Origin of the sequence: Rhizobium beringeri (assembly GCF_004306515.1) — a bacterium.
GTDB classification, from domain to species: Bacteria; Pseudomonadota; Alphaproteobacteria; order Rhizobiales; family Rhizobiaceae; genus Rhizobium; species Rhizobium beringeri.
Map to the genome: position 1 here is coordinate 464,269 of NZ_SILG01000004.1, position 17,897 is coordinate 482,165.

The 17,897-nt window shown below is 60.5% G+C and carries 18 protein-coding genes; 7 read left to right on the forward strand and 11 right to left on the reverse strand.

From position 1 onward, the window contains the following. The first annotated feature begins 77 nt into the window (after positions 1-77). Together ELH03_RS31775 and ELH03_RS31780 are read left to right on the forward strand one after the other, a co-directional pair. Entirely contained in the window at positions 78-2,444 is a 2,367-nt protein-coding gene (locus tag ELH03_RS31775) for a putative bifunctional diguanylate cyclase/phosphodiesterase (protein WP_130767350.1), read from the forward strand. Positions 2,445-2,524: 80 nt separating this feature from the next. Then, positions 2,525-3,109: a cysteine hydrolase family protein gene (locus ELH03_RS31780; RefSeq protein ID WP_128400734.1), complete on the forward strand. Its 585-nt coding sequence runs from the start codon at positions 2,525-2,527 to the stop codon at positions 3,107-3,109. Positions 3,110-3,188: 79 nt separating this feature from the next. Here ELH03_RS31780 and speB read toward each other — a convergent pair whose 3' ends face one another. Next, entirely contained in the window at positions 3,189-4,244 is a 1,056-nt protein-coding gene (gene speB / locus ELH03_RS31785; RefSeq protein ID WP_128400735.1) for an agmatinase, read from the reverse strand. A 96-nt stretch (positions 4,245-4,340) separates the two neighbouring features. Between speB and ELH03_RS31790 the strand changes: the two genes are divergently transcribed. Then, positions 4,341-5,504, forward strand: a complete 1,164-nt coding sequence (locus ELH03_RS31790) for an aminotransferase (protein WP_128400736.1) — start codon at positions 4,341-4,343, stop codon at positions 5,502-5,504. On the opposite strand, the gene ELH03_RS31795 is transcribed toward ELH03_RS31790, so the two are convergent. From ELH03_RS31795 to hutC, 4 genes are all read right to left on the reverse strand, one after another. Then, positions 5,481-5,999, reverse strand: a complete 519-nt coding sequence (locus tag ELH03_RS31795) for a flavin reductase family protein (protein ID WP_130767351.1) — start codon at positions 5,997-5,999, stop codon at positions 5,481-5,483. The two genes, ELH03_RS31790 and ELH03_RS31795, sit on opposite strands and share 24 nt — an antisense overlap. Beyond that, positions 5,996-7,351, reverse strand: coding sequence for an LLM class flavin-dependent oxidoreductase (locus ELH03_RS31800; RefSeq protein ID WP_130767352.1), 1,356 nt, complete (start codon positions 7,349-7,351; stop codon positions 5,996-5,998). Before ELH03_RS31800 ends, ELH03_RS31795 begins: the two co-directional genes overlap by 4 nt. A 216-nt stretch (positions 7,352-7,567) precedes the next feature. Then, positions 7,568-8,500, reverse strand: a complete 933-nt coding sequence (locus tag ELH03_RS31805) for a LysR family transcriptional regulator (RefSeq protein ID WP_128400739.1) — start codon at positions 8,498-8,500, stop codon at positions 7,568-7,570. A 30-nt stretch (positions 8,501-8,530) separates the two neighbouring features. Then, positions 8,531-9,235, reverse strand: coding sequence for a histidine utilization transcriptional repressor HutC (gene hutC / locus ELH03_RS31810; protein WP_128400740.1), 705 nt, complete (start codon positions 9,233-9,235; stop codon positions 8,531-8,533). A gap of 229 nt (positions 9,236-9,464) precedes the next feature. Between hutC and ELH03_RS31815 the strand changes: the two genes are divergently transcribed. The 4 genes from ELH03_RS31815 (at position 9,465) to ELH03_RS31830 (ending at position 12,485) form a co-directional block, all read left to right on the forward strand. Further along, the gene (locus ELH03_RS31815) at positions 9,465-10,292 is read left to right on the forward strand and encodes a transporter substrate-binding domain-containing protein (protein ID WP_128400741.1); all 828 of its coding nucleotides are present in this window, start codon (positions 9,465-9,467) and stop codon (positions 10,290-10,292) included. Positions 10,293-10,390: 98 nt separating this feature from the next. Next, entirely contained in the window at positions 10,391-11,032 is a 642-nt protein-coding gene (locus tag ELH03_RS31820) for an amino acid ABC transporter permease (protein WP_130767353.1), read from the forward strand. Next, positions 11,029-11,697 (forward strand): amino acid ABC transporter permease, encoded by a 669-nt coding sequence (locus ELH03_RS31825; protein ID WP_128411186.1) that lies wholly within the window; start codon positions 11,029-11,031, stop codon positions 11,695-11,697. Before ELH03_RS31820 ends, ELH03_RS31825 begins: the two co-directional genes overlap by 4 nt. Continuing rightward, complete coding sequence (locus ELH03_RS31830) at positions 11,694-12,485, forward strand: amino acid ABC transporter ATP-binding protein (protein WP_130767354.1); 792 nt, start codon at positions 11,694-11,696, stop codon at positions 12,483-12,485. The genes ELH03_RS31825 and ELH03_RS31830 overlap by 4 nt, the downstream gene beginning before the upstream one ends. Before the next feature lie 50 nt (positions 12,486-12,535). On the opposite strand, the gene ELH03_RS31835 is transcribed toward ELH03_RS31830, so the two are convergent. The 6 genes from ELH03_RS31835 to ELH03_RS31860 are packed head-to-tail and all read right to left on the reverse strand — an operon-like array spanning position 12,536 to position 17,886. Further along, positions 12,536-12,889 (reverse strand): cupin domain-containing protein, encoded by a 354-nt coding sequence (locus ELH03_RS31835; RefSeq protein WP_128400744.1) that lies wholly within the window; start codon positions 12,887-12,889, stop codon positions 12,536-12,538. After that, entirely contained in the window at positions 12,882-13,550 is a 669-nt protein-coding gene (locus ELH03_RS31840) for a cysteine hydrolase family protein (RefSeq protein ID WP_105010402.1), read from the reverse strand. The genes ELH03_RS31835 and ELH03_RS31840 overlap by 8 nt, the downstream gene beginning before the upstream one ends. After that, the gene (locus tag ELH03_RS31845) at positions 13,550-15,100 is read right to left on the reverse strand and encodes an ABC transporter ATP-binding protein (RefSeq protein WP_130767355.1); all 1,551 of its coding nucleotides are present in this window, start codon (positions 15,098-15,100) and stop codon (positions 13,550-13,552) included. The genes ELH03_RS31840 and ELH03_RS31845 overlap by 1 nt, the downstream gene beginning before the upstream one ends. A gap of 1 nt (position 15,101) precedes the next feature. Continuing rightward, positions 15,102-16,157, reverse strand: a complete 1,056-nt coding sequence (gene atzD / locus ELH03_RS31850) for a cyanuric acid amidohydrolase (RefSeq protein ID WP_128400746.1) — start codon at positions 16,155-16,157, stop codon at positions 15,102-15,104. Continuing rightward, complete coding sequence (gene biuH / locus ELH03_RS31855) at positions 16,157-16,858, reverse strand: biuret amidohydrolase (protein ID WP_128400769.1); 702 nt, start codon at positions 16,856-16,858, stop codon at positions 16,157-16,159. The genes atzD and biuH overlap by 1 nt, the downstream gene beginning before the upstream one ends. A gap of 11 nt (positions 16,859-16,869) precedes the next feature. After that, the gene (locus ELH03_RS31860) at positions 16,870-17,886 is read right to left on the reverse strand and encodes a formamidase (protein ID WP_128411182.1); all 1,017 of its coding nucleotides are present in this window, start codon (positions 17,884-17,886) and stop codon (positions 16,870-16,872) included. Between the last annotated feature and the right edge of the window lie 11 nt (positions 17,887-17,897).

Consider the following 17,897-nt stretch of genomic DNA (forward strand, 5'->3'; position numbering starts at 1 on the left):
TCTCGCCCCATCGTGCGCCGCAGCCTTTAATTCTACGTGAACGCTTCTTTGTTAGCGTCGATGAATGCGCCCGTGTCGTGGTGTTCAGGGGTCTAGGCTTGCACATCGTTCTTCCTTCCAGCTCCAACACGTTTCAGAAATCCTGGATCGCTTCGGGAAGAATTCTCATTCTGATTGCCGTCAGCGGGCTTGGAGCGATCGGACTTGTCGTACTCTCGGCGCTCTGGGCAGGAACCGAAAGCGATGCTGCCGCCCTTGATCGACAGCGCCAGCTTGTAAATGCGCGCCTGCTGGAACAGGTCGATCAAGTCGCGCATGTTATCGGCCAGTTCGGCAACGGCTACCTTACACGTGTTTATCCGGCTGCCCGGTCAACCGGAGGCTCCTCCAGCCTCGATGCGGTTCTGACAGCGGCCGCCGGGAGTGCGATCAGCCAGACCGCAATGTCCGCCTTCGGCTACGATCAGGCCTTTGTCGTTGACGAGAAGGCTCAATTGCTGATGCTGGCGGACGCCCAAACGGAAAAGCGTTATCGCTGGATGAAGCCTCTCTTTTTGCCTCTGCTTCAGGATGCCCGCCTTGGGGTGAGACAAGGCACGGTTTCCAACGAACGGACGCCGTCCTCGATGGAAAACCGCCTTGCGAGCCCAGGACGCTCCAACACTGCGTTGGCCAATCTGATGCGGCTGGAAGGTCGGCCGACGATCGTCGGTGTCGTCGCCATCAACGAACCCGATGAGGGGCAGCAGCAGACGATGCGGCAATTCCTGATCGTCGTCAGGTTTATCGATGGTGCGGCGCTGGATGAATTGAGCCGGCAACAGGGCCTCAACGGCGCGCGCTTTGCGCGCACGGCCGATGCAGACGAAAACGAGGTTGCGTTCCAGATTGACGCCACGGCAAATGGCGAACCGATCGGCTTCATCGTATGGCGGCCCGATCTTCCAGGTTCGAGGGTGATCGGCCGATTGATGCCGGCGCTTTCGATAGCCGCCTTGGTGATCGCGATCCTGTTCTCGGTCTTGCTGGTGCGCCTGCGAAGCAGTCTCGGCGAGTTGAAGAAAAGCGAGCTGCATGCAAGGCAGCTTGCCTTGCATGACGTGCTCACGAGCCTTCCCAACCGCGCTTTGTTCGCGATGAGGTTCGACGAGTGCCTGGTCGAGACGAAGAATTCGGCCGAGCGCTCGGCTGTCGCGCTTCTCGACCTCGACCGCTTCAAGGCCGTGAACGACACGTTCGGCCATGCCGCCGGGGATGAACTCATCAGGATGGCTGCGGAGCGGATCCACTCCCTGCTTCGTCCGGGCGACACGCTTGCCCGGCTCGGAGGGGACGAATTCGCCCTGCTTCTCCGGGACATCAAAGATCATGATCAGGTTTTGCCGGCAATATGCGAAGCAATCGTTGCCGAACTTGGCAAGCCCTTCCCGCTTTTGAGGGGTGAGGCGGTCGCACGGGTCGGCGGCTCGATCGGCGTGACCGTCGTGCCGGACGCCGGACGGAATGCCGATGACATCATGCGCTACGCCGACGTGGCGCTGTACGAGGCAAAGATGGGCGGCAGAGGCCAGTGGCGTGTCTATTCACCGTCCATGGACGGCGGCCGGAATGCGCGCGACATTCTCAAGAACGAATTGCGGGAGGTTCTGGCCAAAGGCACAGCCTCATCTGCTGACGGTCCACAATCCGATCCGATCGCGAACAAGCCGGACTTCGGATCGCTCGAGGTCTATTACCAAACGGTACATCGCGCCGAGGGCGGCGGATACCCGGCGTCGGGCGCGGAGGCTCTCGTGCGTTGGCGTCATAGTCAGCGCGGACTATTGACGCCTGCCAGCTTCATCCCTGTCGCCGAGGAGGGCGGCCTCATCGACGCTCTCGGTTTCTGGGTATTGCGCGAAGCCTGCAAAGCCGCCTGCAAATGGCCTGAAAACACATTTGTTGCGGTCAACGTGTCTCCTGCCCAGTTGAGGAGACCAAATTTTGCCGAGGAAGTATTTACCGTGCTCCAGGAGAGCGGCCTGCCGCCGTCCCGGCTCGAGCTCGAGCTCACCGAGTCCTCGCTGATCGAGGATAATTCGGACGTCTATACGGTGCTGAAGTCGCTGCGCAGCCGGGGTGTGCAGATTTCGCTCGATGATTTCGGAACCGGCTTTTCATGCCTCAGCCATCTCCTGCGCTTCGATATCGACCGCATCAAGATCGATCGTTCCTTCGTCTCACAGCTCGGTACGAAAGCCAACGGGGCGGCCATCATTGGCGCCATCGTCGCGCTCAGCCGGAACCTCGGTATCTCGACGACAGCTGAAGGGGTCGAAACCGAATATCAACGCGACTTTCTGGCCGCCCTCGGCTGCACCGACCTCCAAGGCTATTTCTTCTCCAAACCGGTTCCTCTTCGCGACCTTGATAGTTTCCGGAAAGCGGAGAGCGCTGTCGCCTGAGAGGCTTCTGATCTTGCGCCGGTTAGGGGAACTTTCACCCCGCGCCGCGGTTGACGCCCGAAGACCGAGTGGAGGATGTGATGGGCGAGGTCGGGGAATGGCGGCACCTTTGCGTCGACATGCAGCGGATGTTTGCCGAAGACACGCCGTGGCACGTTCCCTGGATGGCACGGATCTCTCCCCAGATCGAAGAGCTGGCCGGGCGACATCCCTCCCGAACGATCTTTACCCGCTTCCTGCCGCCCGAGCGTGCGGACGACATGCCGGGGAAATGGCGGGATTATTACCAGAAATGGTGGATGATGACGGGCGAACATCTTCCGCGCGGCTTCATCGATCTCGCCCCGTCGCTGGCATTGCTGGTTCCGCCGGCAAGGCGCTTCGACAAGCGCACCTATTCGCCTTGGATCGACGGCCGCCTGCATCCGATCCTTCAGTCGGAGCGGGTCGATACGCTTGTGATAACGGGCGGTGAAACGGATGTCTGCGTGCTGGCCACGACCCTCGGCGCAATTGATCTCGCCTATCGTGTCATCGTCCTAAGAGACGCCGTGTGCAGCGGCGCCGACGATACGCATGACGCGTCACTGGAACTTCTGCACGATCGGTTTTCCGTGCAGCTCGAACTCATGGAGACCGAGGAATTCTTGAGGGGCGTTGGCTAGAGCCTGGTGTGGCGATGCAACCTTCGCAGCAATACTGCTCATCGCCACGAATGACATGGAGATGACCGAGAGGTTGGCCTTAGCGTTTGCCGATCGAGGGACTAAACACCATGAGGCTCAGAATCTCAAAGAGCACTTGTGCTGCGGCGTGCGCCGTGTTGGTCGTTGCGTCATATTGCGGGGCAACTTCGACGACATCACCCCCCACCAGGTTTATCCCTTTCAGCCCGCGTATCAGTTCAAGGACTTCACGCGTGGTCAATCCACCGACCTCGGGCGTGCCCGTGCCAGGCGCAAAGCTCGGATCGAGGCTGTCGACGTCGAAGGAAAGATAGGTGGGGCCGTCGCCGACGATGGATTTTGCCTTGGCAACGACGGCCGCAATCCCCATTCCGCTGATGTCCTCTGCGTGGATCACGGTCATTCCCGACGCATAGGAGAATTCCCACAAATATTCCGCCGAACCACGGATGCCAATCTGGATAGTCCGTGTCGGATCGAGCACGCCGTCCAGCACCGCATTGCGGAACGGCCCACCGTGATGAAACTTCGTCTGATCGAAAGCGCCGCTTGTATCGCAATGGGCATCAATATGAATAAGGCCGACCGGTTGCTGCCGACCGATGGCCTTCAAAATCGGGTGGCTGATGGAATGATCGCCTCCGACGGAAAGCGGGGCAACGCCAGCATCGACGATCTGGCCGATGCGCTTTTCGATGTCGTCATGGCTGAGTTCCAGCCGGTAACGGCTTTGGAACGATATGTCGCCGATATCGGCGACCCGAAGATCGAAGACCGGCGCCGTGGCGAGAACATGATTGTACGGGCCGATCCTTTCAATGGCGCGAAGTGCTCTCGGTCCGAAACGCGAGCCTGGGCGATTGGTGACGCCAAGATCCATGGGGATTCCGGTAATCGCAACCTGGAGATTGCCGAAATCCGGATCATCGGCCGCGACCTGCATGTAAGGCGCGCTGAGGAAGGTCGGCACTCCGGCATAGGGCGCCAGTCTCGTGCCGCTCTTGGAGATGATCTTCTCCGCTACTTTGCGAAACTTCTCGTCGAATATCTCGCCGCCATTGGCGTCTGCAAATTCTGCGCGCAGCTGTTCCAGCCGCGTTTTGTCCCACACCATACGCATGTGTCTCCGCTTCAGGTCCGTCTCGTCAGACAAAGAGGTTGAGAAAACAATTGGTATCGTTGTAGCAATCGGTATCAAAGAGAAATCGATATGATCGCTGCAAAACCCAATTCCCTCGTTGCCCGCCTCTCTGCCCCGCCCATTCCTTCCGTCGTCGCCTGGAGCCGCGAATACAAAGGAGAAAAGGGGCCGCTCATCGATTTGTCGCAAGCCGTGCCTGGCTATCCCGCGCATCCGGAGATGCTTCGGCTTCTTGCCGAGGCGGCCGGACAACAGGCGATGACGGGATACGGGCCGATCGAGGGCGAACCTCTGTTGCGCAGGATCTACGCGGCTCACGTTGCCGAGCTTTACGGCGCCGAGCTTTCCGCCGGCAATATCCACATTACCGCCGGCTGCAATCAGGCGTTCATGTGCGCAGCGATCGCGCTTGCGGGCGCCGGCGATACGATCGCGCTCACCAATCCCTTCTATTTCAATCACGACACGACGCTGTCGATGCTGGGGATCGGGCGTCGATTGGTCGATTGCGACCCCACCGTCGGCTTTCTTCCCGATCTGAGTTCAGCCGAGGCTGCACTTGCGGCCGGCGCGAAGATGCTCGCCGTCGTCACCCCCAATAATCCCACAGGAGCCGTGTATCCACCAAGCCTGCTTCACGAGCTTTTTGTTCTCTGCCGGAAATATGGCGCCTGGCTGATCCTCGATGAAACCTATCGAGACTTTCTCGGCGAGAATTACGGACCGCCGCACTCTCTTCTCTCCGAGCCGGGCTGGGAGGACACGCTCGTTCTTCTCTACAGCTTTTCGAAATCCTTCTGCATTCCCGGTCACAGACTGGGTGCAATCACGGCAGGCCCCAAACTCATCGCCGAGATCGCCAAGGTGATGGACAATATGCAGATCTGTGCACCGCGCTCGGCCCAGATCGCCGTTGCATCGGCCATTCCGGCGCTCGCCGGGTGGCGGGCCGGCAACCAGCTGGAGATCGCCCGCCGCGCGGATGCGTTGAGGTTGGTCTTCTCCGGGCTGCCGGATTGGGAGATCGCAGCGATCGGCGCCTATTTCGCCTTTGTCCGCCATCCCCACGCCGATCGATCGTCGTCAGAAGTTGCCGAAAAACTCGCCAAGGAATCCGGCATCGTTTGCCTACCCGGCGCCTATTTCGGGGAAGGGCAGGAGCGTTACCTCAGACTTGCCTTTGCCAATGCGGATGTCGCGTCGATTGGGCTATTGTCCGAGCGCCTTCGCTAGGCCGCTGCGATTATCTTCTGGCGGAAGTTGGTGATAGCCACCGCGCCAGTAAAGCAGCGGTCCTATGTCCTGCCGGATCTCAATCGCGCAGACATGTCCGACCAAAATGGCATGGGAATTGTAGTAGAATGCGGTTTCGAGCTTGCAGTCCAGGACCGCCGCGCCGGTCTCGAGGCGATACCATCCCGCATCACGGTAGCGTTCGGCGCCCTTTCGCCCGTCAAGACCGGCAAAGGCTTGCGCCACCTGCTGCTGGTCGGCAGCGAGCACGTTGACACAAAAGCAGCCGTATCGTTGCAGCGCCGGCCATGAGGAAGACGCTCGGTTGACACTGACGATGACCGAAGGCAACTCCGCTGAAAGCGAGGAGACCGACGTTGCCGTGAAGCCGGTGCGGTCTTGCCCGTCGCCGACCGTAATCACGCTCACCGCACCCGCCAGATGACGCATCGAAAACTTGAAGTCCGCCTCGCTGATCAAAGCCTCGACACTCATCGGGCTGGCTCTTTCGTTTTGGCAAAGCGGTTTACAGGCATTGAAAGACCGAGGTTTTCACGCAAGGTCTTGCCCTCGTATTCCTCGCGAAACAGCCCGCGGCGCCGAAGCTCGGGCAGGACAAGCCGCACGAAATCGTCGAGACTGGACGGCAAGGTCGGAAACATCAGGATGAAGCCGTCGGCGGCGCGCGTCTCGAACCACTCCTCCATGAAGTCGGCAATCTGGGACGGCGTGCCTGTGATGCCATTTCCGGTATGCTTCTCGGCATAGTGCCGGATGAGTTCGCCGACGGTGTGGCCGCTTCTCACGAAATCGACCAGCTCGTCGAACAGGGCGCGTGATCCCTTTGGCGCCGCCGGCAGCCGATCCATGGGGAAAGGCTTGTCGAGCGCCACGTCGCGTAGGTCCGCTTCCAGAAATTCGGAGAGCATCAGCCGGCCGACATCCGGATGCATCTTGTCGATCAGATAGTCGACCTTCGCCTTTGCCTCGGCTTCGGTTTCACCGACGTTGATCACGATACCCGGCATGATTTTCAGATCGTCCGGATCGCGCCCATGGGCCGGCATCCGGCTCTTGACGTTTTCGTAGAAGGTCCGGTTTCGGTCGATATTCGATGCGAGGCTGAAGACGATCTCGGCCGTGCGTGCCGCCATATCCATTCCGGGTTCCGAACCGCCCGCCTGGGCGATGACAGGACGGCCCTGGGGCGTTCGCGCGATGTTGAGGGGTCCGCGAACCTGGAAGTGCTTGCCTTTGTGATTGAGCGTGTGGTGTTTGTCCTTGTCGTAGTAGACGCCGTTTTCACGGTCGAGAAGCAGTGCACCTTCCTCGAAGCTGTCCCAGAGACCGAACACGACATCGACGAATTCGTTGCCGCGCTCGTAGCGCAGCGTATGCGGGTCGAGCCCCTCGCGGTTGAAGTTGTAGCCGGTTTCGTCGTGATCGGAGGTGACGACATTCCAGCAGACACGCCCCTTGCTCAAATGGTCGATCGAGGCGAAGAGACGCGCGACATTGTATGGCTCGTAATAACTCGTCGACACCGTCGCCACGAGACCGAGATCATTGGTGGTAACCGCCAGAGCCGAGAGCAGCGAGAGGGGTTCGAAGCGGTTCATCTTGGTCGGAATGCGGGCAAGCGCGTTCGGATCACCGACGGCGGCGGCAGGAGAATCCGCCATGAACATGAAATCGAATTTGGCCGCCTCGGATCGCTTGGCGACATCGAGCAGATGAGCGAAGTCGTTGGCGCCATTGACGTCGCTTGCCGGATGCAGCCAGGAGGCCGGATGAAAGCCGAACGTATAGACAAAAGTCCCGAGTTTCATCTTGTCGGTCCGCGCCATTGGGCTCTCCTGCCATTGTCCGCCACGCCGCCCCTTGAAGGCGACTGCGCAAATTATCGCCAGGCGCAAATGTTCATCAATATCGCGAAGCTGAGTTCCGTTTTAGTTTTTCTAAAGTGTTGGCTTAATAGCGCCGCGTCTTTTCTGACGCGCAAAGGACGCTGTAACATTTTTGAATCGATGCATAATTTCTCAAATCGATTCCGATTTGAGAAATTATGCAGCAGGAGCCGATGCCGAAGCCTGCTGACGGGAAATGGCAATGAGCCAATCGCGGAATTCGCGCCCGTGGGGCTTCTGCAAGGCCGCACGGTCCCAGGCGAGAAAATAGCTTTCACGCAGTGCAATGCGCATGTCGACCGGAATGACGAGCGTTTGCGCCTCAAGCTCATCCGATATCATCGACATTTGTGCGAGCACGACGCCGCGCTTGTTGACGGCCGCGTCAATTGCACTGCTCGACAGGGTGAAGGAAAGGCCCGGCGTCGACGCATCGAAGGAGACGCCGGCCTTAGCGGCAAACTCCGCCCAGCTGGGGTAGGGCGTGAAGTGCCGTTCCCACTCGACGTGGAGGAGGGGCTGTTCGAAAAGATCGCGAGCTGCATGCGCGCGATCCTGCATCAGCGCCGGCGAACAGGCCGGGACGACCCAATCGCGAAACAGTTCGGTATAATGTTCGTGCTGGAGGACGTCCGACCCGTAGCTCACGCGGAAATCGACATCGTCGAAGCCGATGCGGGGCTCTTTGTCGCGTCCGATAATCCTCACTGGAACTTCGGGATGAAGCGCCTGCCAGTCGAAGATCCGCCTGCCGATCCATTTGTTGACGACGGAGGAAAGCGCACTGAGCACCAACGCCGTCTCGTTGCGCGCCTTTTCCAACAGTTGCTGGGCGAGCGCAAATTGCTCGAATCCCTTCGATATCTCCTGATGGTAGAGCCGGCCCCAGGCGGTCAGCTCGACGGTTCGTCCGCTGCGCTCCAGAAGCGAAATTCCAAGAAAGCTCTCTATCTTGCGAATCTGCTGGCTGATGGCCCCCGGCGAAACGCTGAGCTCCAGTGCCGCGGCCGTCACGCCGCCGCAACGCCCCACCGCCTCGAACGCCTGCAGACTTTTCAGCGGGATCGCCTTGAGGCGCTCATCGGTCACTTGCAGAACCTCTCGTGATTTGCGTCGAACTCAATTTGCCGTCGGATGAAACGTCCCCGCAAACTGGAACCGGTCGCCTGGATGGGTAAACTCGACATAGGTCACCGTACGACCGTTCTGCCAGGTCTGGCGGATGAGGCTAAGGCAGGCCTCGCCGCGTTCCGTCTGCAGGATCCGCGCCGTCGTGGTGTCGGCCGAGACGGCGCGAATGACATGTTTGGCCTTGGACCAGGGAACCTCGTCAAGCAGCCATTTGCCGGGCGGAATTGAAGCAAAGCTCTCCTCTCTCGCCCGCGGGACAGCATCGAGCATGATGATCCGCCGCTCGATGGCATTCGGTCTGCCATCGACGATATGCAGGCATTGAAGCCTGAGGATTTCTGCATCGGCAGGTTCCGACAGCTGCTGCGCCTCCGCCTCTCCAAGGCGCTCGATCTTGCGGGCGAGGATTTCGAAGCGGTGTTCGTGCCCGGCCAGTTCCGCTTCGGTGCTGATATCCTGGATATCCATCACCGTGCGGTCGATCTGGGGCGATGCGACAAACGAACCTGTCTTGCGCCGTCTGACGATCATGCCGCGCTCGGCGAGCGCCGACAGCGCCTTGCTGACAGTCATCCTCGAGCAACGATATTCCGCCGCGAGTTCGTGTTCGACGGGAATACGGTCACCGGGTCGCCAATCGCCGCTGATGATCTTCGTCTCGATATCCGTGAAAATATGCTGATAAATCGACACTAGGCCCGCACCTCATCCGGCGACAACGACATAAATTCCGGAACGGTCATGCGAGCGAGATCGACGCCACCCGGCATAAATTTTGCGTTCCTCGTCTTTTACATTGACACTCTAGGCCCGCCTATATCTATTTGTATAGTCAAAAGCGGAGCATAGAAATCCGCGCAGAGGAAATCGAAGTCGGGAACCAAAACTCCTCCGCCGGGGGAATAAAACTGGAGAGATGATCATGAAGGCAAATTCACTGCTGAAGGGTCTGGTCGGCGCTGCGTTCCTGTTCGGAGCAGCCGTTTCCGCCCATGCAGCCGACACGCTGGCCGCCGTCAAGGCAGCCGGCACCCTCAAAGTTGGCACCGAAACGGCTTTCGCACCGTTCGACTATATCGATGCCGGTGAACATACCGGCTTGAACGTCGACCTCTTTGCCGAGATCGGCAAGGAACTCGGCGTCAAGATCGAGTGGGTCGCGCTTCCCTGGGACGGCGTCTTCCCCGCGCTCGAGGCCGGCAAGTTCGATGTCGTTGCAGGTCCTGCAACGATCACCAAGAAGCGCATGGAGCGCTATCGCTTCACGCCGCCGATCGCCGAAGCGACGATTGCCATTCTGAAGAAGGCTGGCGACACGACGATCAGCAAGCCGGAAGATATTGCCGGCAAGACGATCGGTGTCGGCAAAGCAACCGCACAGCTCGACCAGCTGAAGGAATTCTCCGGCACGCTGCCGACCAAAGTCGACGTGCGCGAATATCCAGCCTTTACCGAATCCTACGCCGATCTCGCCGCCGGCCGCATTGCCGGCGTTGCCAACTCGCTGCCGAATATCGCCTTCGTCGCCAGCCAGCGAAAAGGCACGTTCGAAGTTGTTCTGCCGCCATTCGGAAAGAAGTCCTATTTCGGCTTCATCGGTCTCAAGGATGCCGATCATGCGCCCCTGATGGATGCGATCGATGCAGCGATGCTCAAGATCAAGGCAGACGGACGTATGGCGGAGCTGCAGAAGAAGTGGTTTGGCGCGTCTTTCGATACGCCTGATGCTGTCAAGGATCCGGCATTCTGATTAGCCGCTGGTGAAACGAACGCGCCCCGCCATCAGTCGGGGCGCAATCCGCCGTGGGATCAGAGTTCACGGCCGCAGCGCCCAGGCAAATACCGCCCATGTCCATCAAGCTATTCGAACTGCTTCTGCAAGCCTCGATCTACACGGTGACGATCAGCGTGGTTTCCATCCTGATCGGCTTTGCGATCGCGATCGTCATTTCAGCCATGCTGCTCTCACGGCAACGGCTTTTCGTGCTGCCGGCGCAGATTTTCATCAGTTTCTTTCGTGGCGCACCGCTGCTGGTCCAGCTGTTGCTGATCTACAATCTGCTGCCGGTGATCGGCATCAACGTGCCGAGCATCGTTGCCGCCGTGGTTGGCCTGTCCTTGTGTACTGCAGCCTATCAGGCTGAAAATCTGCGCGGTGGTTTTGCCAGCGTTGCCGTAGGCTTGGTCGAATCTGCCGAAATGGTCGGCATGACTCCCATTCAGATCTTCCGCCGTATCAGGGCGCCGATCGCCCTGCGCCTGACTTTCCCGGCGCTCGTCAACGAAGCGATCCTTATTCTGAAGGCGTCTTCGCTGGTCTCCGTCGTCGGAATCGTCGAGCTGACACGCATGGCTCAGGACCTTGCCGGCAGCACCTTCCTGCCGCTCGAGATTTTCGCTTCCGCGGGCCTGATCTATCTCATCATCAATTGGATCGTTGCCCTTGCGGGCGGCCTGATCGAACGCTCCCTGCCAGGAGTGCCGCGATGACCTTCGATACCAATGTGATTTTCAGCAACTTGCCGGAGATCCTCGACGGTGCGTGGGTCACCATCCTGATCTGGATCGTCACCACTCTTGCCGCTGCCGTACTGGGTTTCCTTGTCGCTGTCGCGCGACGTTTTGGCGGCGTGCTGCTGGACAGGGCGTTCGGCCTTGTCATCGCAGTGCTGCGCGGCACGCCCTTCCTGATTCAGATATTCCTCGTCTATTATGGCGGCCCCTTCGTCGGATTGTCGCTCGATCCGATCCCGGCCGGCATCGTCGGCCTTTCCATCTATGGCGCGGCTTATTTCAGTGAGATATTCCGCTCGGGCTTTGCCGCCGTCCCCAAGGGACATATCGAGGCCGGCCTGTGCGTTGGCCTGACACAAGGACAGATCATCCGGCGCATATTGCTGCCGGAGATGACCATGCTGGTGTTGCCGCCTTCCGTCAACATGACGATCATCCTCATGAAGGAGACGGCCGTTCTGTCCATCATCACCGTGCCGGAGTTGACGGCGACACTCAGCGCCATCGGCTCGCAGCAATATGCTTTCGTCGAGGCGCTCTTCGTGCTTGCGCTGTTTTATTGGGTACTGGTCGAAATCACCGGCTGGCTCGGCCATCTCGCCGAAACGAAACTCACCAGATTCAGGTTTTTCAACATATGAGCGTTCCTGCGATCGCAGTCAAAAATCTCGTCAAGACGTTCGGCGGCTCCACCGTGCTGCACGGCATCGACCTCGAAATCGAGCAGGGACAAGTTTCCTGCGTCATCGGTCCGTCGGGATCCGGCAAGAGTACGCTGCTGCGCTGCATGGCGTTTCTGGAGGAATCGACGAAGGGGACGATTACCGTCAACGGCGAGGTGCTTGGCTTTGCGGAAAATGCCAAGGGTGTCCGTGAGCGGGTGCCGGCGGCGGTCAACCGGCAGATTCGATCGCAGATCGGGATGGTCTTTCAGCAGTTCAATCTCTGGCCGCATATGACGGCGCTCGGCAATGTCAGCGAGGCGCTGAAGACGGTTCACAAGATGAGCCGCAAGGATGCGGAAGAGCGGGCAATGGCCCAGCTCGTCAAGGTCGGCCTGGAGGGCAGGGCCGGGCACTATCCGTCACAGCTCTCCGGAGGGCAGCAGCAGCGCGTTGCCATCGCCCGCGCCCTTGCTCTGAGCCCTAAGATCATGCTGTTTGACGAGCCGACCTCGTCACTCGATCCCGAACTGACCGGCGAGGTGCTCAACGTCATGCGCGATCTCGCCGCCGAGGGTATGACGATGGTCGTCGTCTCCCACGAGATCGGATTTGCCGCGACGGTCGGCCAGCAGATCATCTTTCTCGATCACGGCAAGGTGCTGTTCACCGGCCCGCCGCAGGACGTCTTCAAACGACCGAGAAACCCCCGCCTCGAACAATTCCTGGATACCTATATCGATCGTGGAGCCTCAATGCTGCTGTGACGTTCATGTCCTTCCGGATCGTCGGCAGACCTCCAATGCTGGTGTCGGGTTCAGGCAATTTCGTCTTCGAGTATTTTCACGGGCCGGTCCCACTGGATGAGCACGACACAGCCGGTATCACTCCAGACCGAGTGTTCGCTGCCCGGCGCATTGACGATATAACTGCCGCTGATGTAATCGCCCGTCTCGTCGGATTGTACGCCATCGAGCACCAGGATGGTCTCGAGCCCCTCGTGGCGATGACGGGGAACGGAGGCGCCAGGCTCATATTTCAGCAGCGCCACGCCCGGCTGATCACCCTCGAAGGGGCGGATCCAGTGAATGGTGACAGCATCGCGGAAAGGGCCGAATTCCAGCTCCTTCCAGCCGCCTGACGTCAGGCGTTCGCGGGTCGTTTCAGGCATGGGCGATACTTTCCAGAATGTCGTCGACATGCGCGGTCCAGCCGACGATCGCGCCCTGGGCGCGGATCATGGCGATGGCTGCGGCTTTGAATTCGGGGAAGTAGCTTTCCGTCGCCTCCTCGGCGAGAAGGCATTCATAGCCGCGGTCGTTTGCTTCGCGCATCGTCGTCTGCACGCAGACTTCGGTGGTGACACCGGCAAAGACGAGCTGCTTGATGCCCTTCTCTTGCAGCACGGCGCCGAGTTCGGTGGCATAGAAAGCGCCCTTGCCGGGTTTTTCGATGACGACTTCACCCTTCACAGGAGCGAGTTCCGGCAGGATTGCCGTGCCGGGTTCGCCTGAGATCAGGATGCGGCCCATCGGGCCTTCGTCGCCGATCCTGAGCGACGGATTGCCGCGGTCGCGTTTGGCCGGCGGCAGATCGGAAAGGTCCGGCCGGTGGCACTCCATCGTATGGATCACAGGCAGGCCGGCATTGCGGAAGCCCTGGATCAGGCGTTTGACATCGGGCACGATCCTGGTAATGCGGCTGACATCATTGCCAAGGCTTGCACCGAAGCCGCCGGGCTCGGCGAAATCACGCTGCATGTCGATGACGATGAGGGCGAGCTCATCGTGCTTCACCGGAAAGGCGAAAGGTTCGGCTTTGATCTTTGCCATCAATGATGCCCCGCCATGTGGGCGCCGATCACGCCGATATCGGCCGAGCGCGCCGGTGTCTCGTAAACCAGCTTGCCTTCCGAAATGACCATGATGCGGTCGGACATCTCGAGCAGTTCGTCGAGGTCTTCGGAAAGCAGCAGCACGGCGGCACCCAGATTGCGGGCTTTCATGATTCGGGCGCGGATTTCGGCAACGGCCGAGAAATCGAGACCGAAACAGGGGTTCGAGACGATCAGCAGATCGACATCGCCGGTCAGTTCGCGGGCGAGCACGGCACGCTGCACGTTGCCGCCCGAAAGCGCTGCGATTGGCGAGGAGGAAGAGGCCGTCTTGACCTTGAAGTCGGAGATCAGCGCCGAGGCACGCTTCTTCATGCTGCCCTTGTTCAGCCAGATTGCGTCCTTGCCGTCCGACTTCAAGTCGAAGGTGCGAAACGCAAGGTTCTCGCTCACGGTCATTTTCGGCGCACAGGCATTCTGCAACGGTTCTTCGGGGATGAAACGCACCCTGTTCTTGCGGGTTTCATCGCGGGTGGCGCCGTAAGCCTCGCCATTGACCGTGACCTGGCCGCTATCCGTCGGGCGCTGGCCTGCCAGAATTTCGGTCAGCTCCTTCTGGCCGTTGCCCGATATGCCGGCAATGCCGACGATCTCGCCGGAGCGGACCGTCAGCGCGTCGATCTCGATCGTCTTCAGGCCGGAGCGATCCGGGGCCTTCACCTGGCTGACGGTCAGCACCGGCCTTGCCGCTTCCGCCACCGGCAGACGGCTGTCGAGTTCGGCGAGCTTGACGTCGCCGATCATCATCGCCGCCATCTCGGCGGTGGAGAGCTCGCCGACCTTGCCGGTGCCGACCAGCTTGCCGCGCCGCAGGATCGAGACGGCATCAGCGAACTTCGTCACCTCGTGGAACTTGTGGGAAATCATCAGCACGGTGAGCTCACCGCGCTCGGTCATCCCGCGCACGATGCCGAGCATCTCATCGGCTTCGGCGGGCGTCAGCACCGAGGTCGGCTCGTCGAGAACGAGGAAGGAACGGCCGAGATAGAGCTGCTTGACGATTTCGAGCTTCTGTTTTTCACCGGCCGCGAGCTCGTTCACCGGTCTGTCGAGCGGGATCTTGAACGGCATGCGCTCCATGAAACCCGCCAGATCCTTGCGCTCCCTGGCCCAGTTGATCACGGCGGGTACTTTGCTACGGCTGATGACCAGATTTTCCGCGCCGGTCAGAGAGGGAACCAGTGTGAAATGCTGGTAGACCATGCCGAGCCCATAGGCCGCGGCATCCTTGGGTGAGGCCACCGCCACCTCGCGGCCGTCGACCGACAACGAGCCTGACGTTGCGTGATAGAAGCCCATGATGCATTTGACGAGTGTCGACTTGCCCGCGCCGTTTTCGCCGAGAAGCGCGTGAAAAGAGCCGGCCGGAACGGCGATCGAGACGTTGTCGAGCGCGGTGAAGCTGCCGAAACGCATGGTCATATCGAGCGTCTCGATGCCGACGGCCTTGCCGGCTTGCGGAAGGGGCGTGTCGCGGACTGTGCTCACTTCATTGCTCCTTTTCGACGATGATGGCGACGGGACCGCCGCCGGGCGGACCCTGGTGTTCGGCGCCGCCGGACACATAGAGATCGGTAATGCCGAAGATGCCGGCGAGAACGCCGCCGACGAAGGCACGGGCATGGCGGGTGCCTGCAATATCCGAGTCATCGAGCATCGTGTGGCGCCTGCCGTCGATCCTGCCGGACGGGTCCGGCTCGGCCTTGGCGAGAACCGCCGCCAGCCGGCTGTTTTCCGGCAGGCGTTCGCGGGCTTTCCTGACGGAATGCGCGTCGATCGCATCCCGCATGACCGCGTGGTCGATCGACAGCGGACCGGACCATTTTGCGCTCATGCCGAGGACGATGATTTCGTGATCGGTGAGTTCGACCCCGGACGAGGTTGAGGCGCAGCGGGAAAAGAGATCGAAACGTGTGCAGATGTCGGCATCGCCGATCGATGTCGCATCTATCTCGCCGAGTGCCACGGCGACGCCGAGAGCCGAAGCGCCGCGCGAGAGGCCCATGGATTTCAGCGTGTCGTGGGTTGCGACCGTCCTGCCTGCTGCCTCGGCCTCGGCAATTCGGCGCGAGGTGAGCAGCGGACACTTGATCTGCACGAAATGGACATCGGCGGGATCATCGATGCCGGCATCCCTCATCGCGGACTTCACGCCTTCGGCAACGAGCAGGATCTGTTCCCGGCGCCCGAGATGTTCGGGGGGCAGCGCGGGGGTACGCGACACACCAATGGCCAGCGCCCGTTCGCCCGGGGTTTCTACTGTTTCACGCGCAAAAACCGTCCAATGCGGCGAGAGCGCCCCCTCGGTGCCGCCGGACATGATGATCGAGACGCCGTCGACGCCATATCTACTGAACAATGTCTCGAAGCTGCGGGTGGCATAACCGCGGGTAAAATCATTGACGCAGCCGTTGCCTTCCGTCTTGCCGAGAACGGCGACGACGTTGTTCGCCTGAAGGCCGCCAGCAAAGAGCGCCTCGACGCCGGCAACGTCATCGGGGCCGTCGGCTGGCACGCGAAAGACATGGGCACGCAATGACGGCATCAGGGCAGCGCCTCGACTAGAGCCGCGGAATTGGAGACCGAGCCGAAGACACCGCCCTGCATCTTCACCATCTTGATCGCGGCGAGGTGGTTTCCGTAGTCGGTCGCACCGCAGCAGTCCTCCAGAAGCAGGCATTCGTAGCCGCGGTCGTTTGCCTCGCGCATCGTCGTCGAAACGCAGACATCGGTGGTGATCCCCGTGAGGATAATGTTCTCGATGCGCTTCTGGTTGAGGATGAGTTCGAGGTCGGTGGCGCAGAACGAACCCTTGCCGGGCTTGTCGATGATCGTCTCGCCTTCGACCGGGTAGAGTTCGGGGATGATGTCCCAGCCGGGTTCGCCACGCGTCAGGATGCGGCCGCAGGGGCCGGCATCGCCGATGCCGGCGCCGATCCGCTGCGAGCGCCAGCGTTTGTTGGCCGGCAGATCGGCGAGGTCCGGGCGGTGGCCCTCGCGGGTGTGGATGATGTGGTAACCCTTGGCCCGCATGGCGGCAAGCACACGTTTGATGGGTTCGATCGGCGCCTGCACCAGCGACAGGTCGTAGCCCATATGGTCGACATAGCCACCCTTGCCGCAGAAATCCGTCTGCATGTCGATGATGATGAGGGCGGTGTTATCAGGCCTCAGCGCGCCATTATAGGGCCACGGATACGGATCGGCGTCGATAAAATGCCCGTTGGTTTCGACCATCGCGTCCATCATTCTCTCTCCTATTCCGCGGCAGGTTTGAGGGGTTCGCCGTAACGGCGCATCGGCTTGTCAAATCCGCAGGACGTGCCGTCCTTGACCTTTATCTCGTCTTCCCATGGCAGGCGGTATTTGCCGGCGACGAGGTCGTGCATGTAGGTGTAGGGCGCATCCTGCGCGCCGCCGGCGACGGCGACGTAGCCGCGATGACCGAACTGGTAGATATTATTCTCCACGGCCCAGCCGAGCCGGGCCTCGCGAACGAGATCGGGACGCACCTCCGCGGTGATGATCTCGTTGACGCGGCCGGAGGTTCCGTGGGCGATGATCGTGCCATCGAAATTGCAAATCATGCCTTCACCCATGGAATCGAACGTTCCGTCCGAGCCGCACATGCAGACATTCGCGGTGATCATCAGGTTGCAGAAGGCGTTGGCCTGGTTGGTGAAGCGCCAGGCATCGCGGATCGGCGCCGTGTAGCCGGCTGTGCGGATCATGATTTCGGCGCCCTTATAGGCGCATTCGCGCGCCATCTCCGGGAACATGCCGTCATGGCAGATGATCAGAGCGAGCTTCGCGCCCCGTGGGCCCTCGATGACAGGGATGCCAAGATCGCCGGGCTCCCAGGGCTCGACGGGGATCCAGGGATGCATCTTGCGGTAATAGAGCTTCAACTCGCCCTGATCGTCGATGATGATGCCGGAGTTGTAGGGCATGGCGCCAGGGTTCAGCTCCATGATCGAGAAGCAGCCCCAGATCCGGTTGTCCCTGCAGGCCTGCTTGAAGGCCGCGACCTCCGGCCCGTCGAGCGTGCACATGATCTCCGGATTGATGTCCATGGAAAGGCCATGCAGCGCGTATTCGGGAAAGACGACGAGGTCCATGCCCGGCTGGTTGCGCCGCGCTTTGGCCACCAGATCGACGATCACCTGCGTCTGTTTTGCCAAGTCCGCTTTGGTAACGGTCACCGGCAGCTGGAGCTGCACCAGGCCGATACCGACGCCGTGTTCGGATTTGTTGAGACCGCCAAGTCCGTTCATCGGAAGGCTCC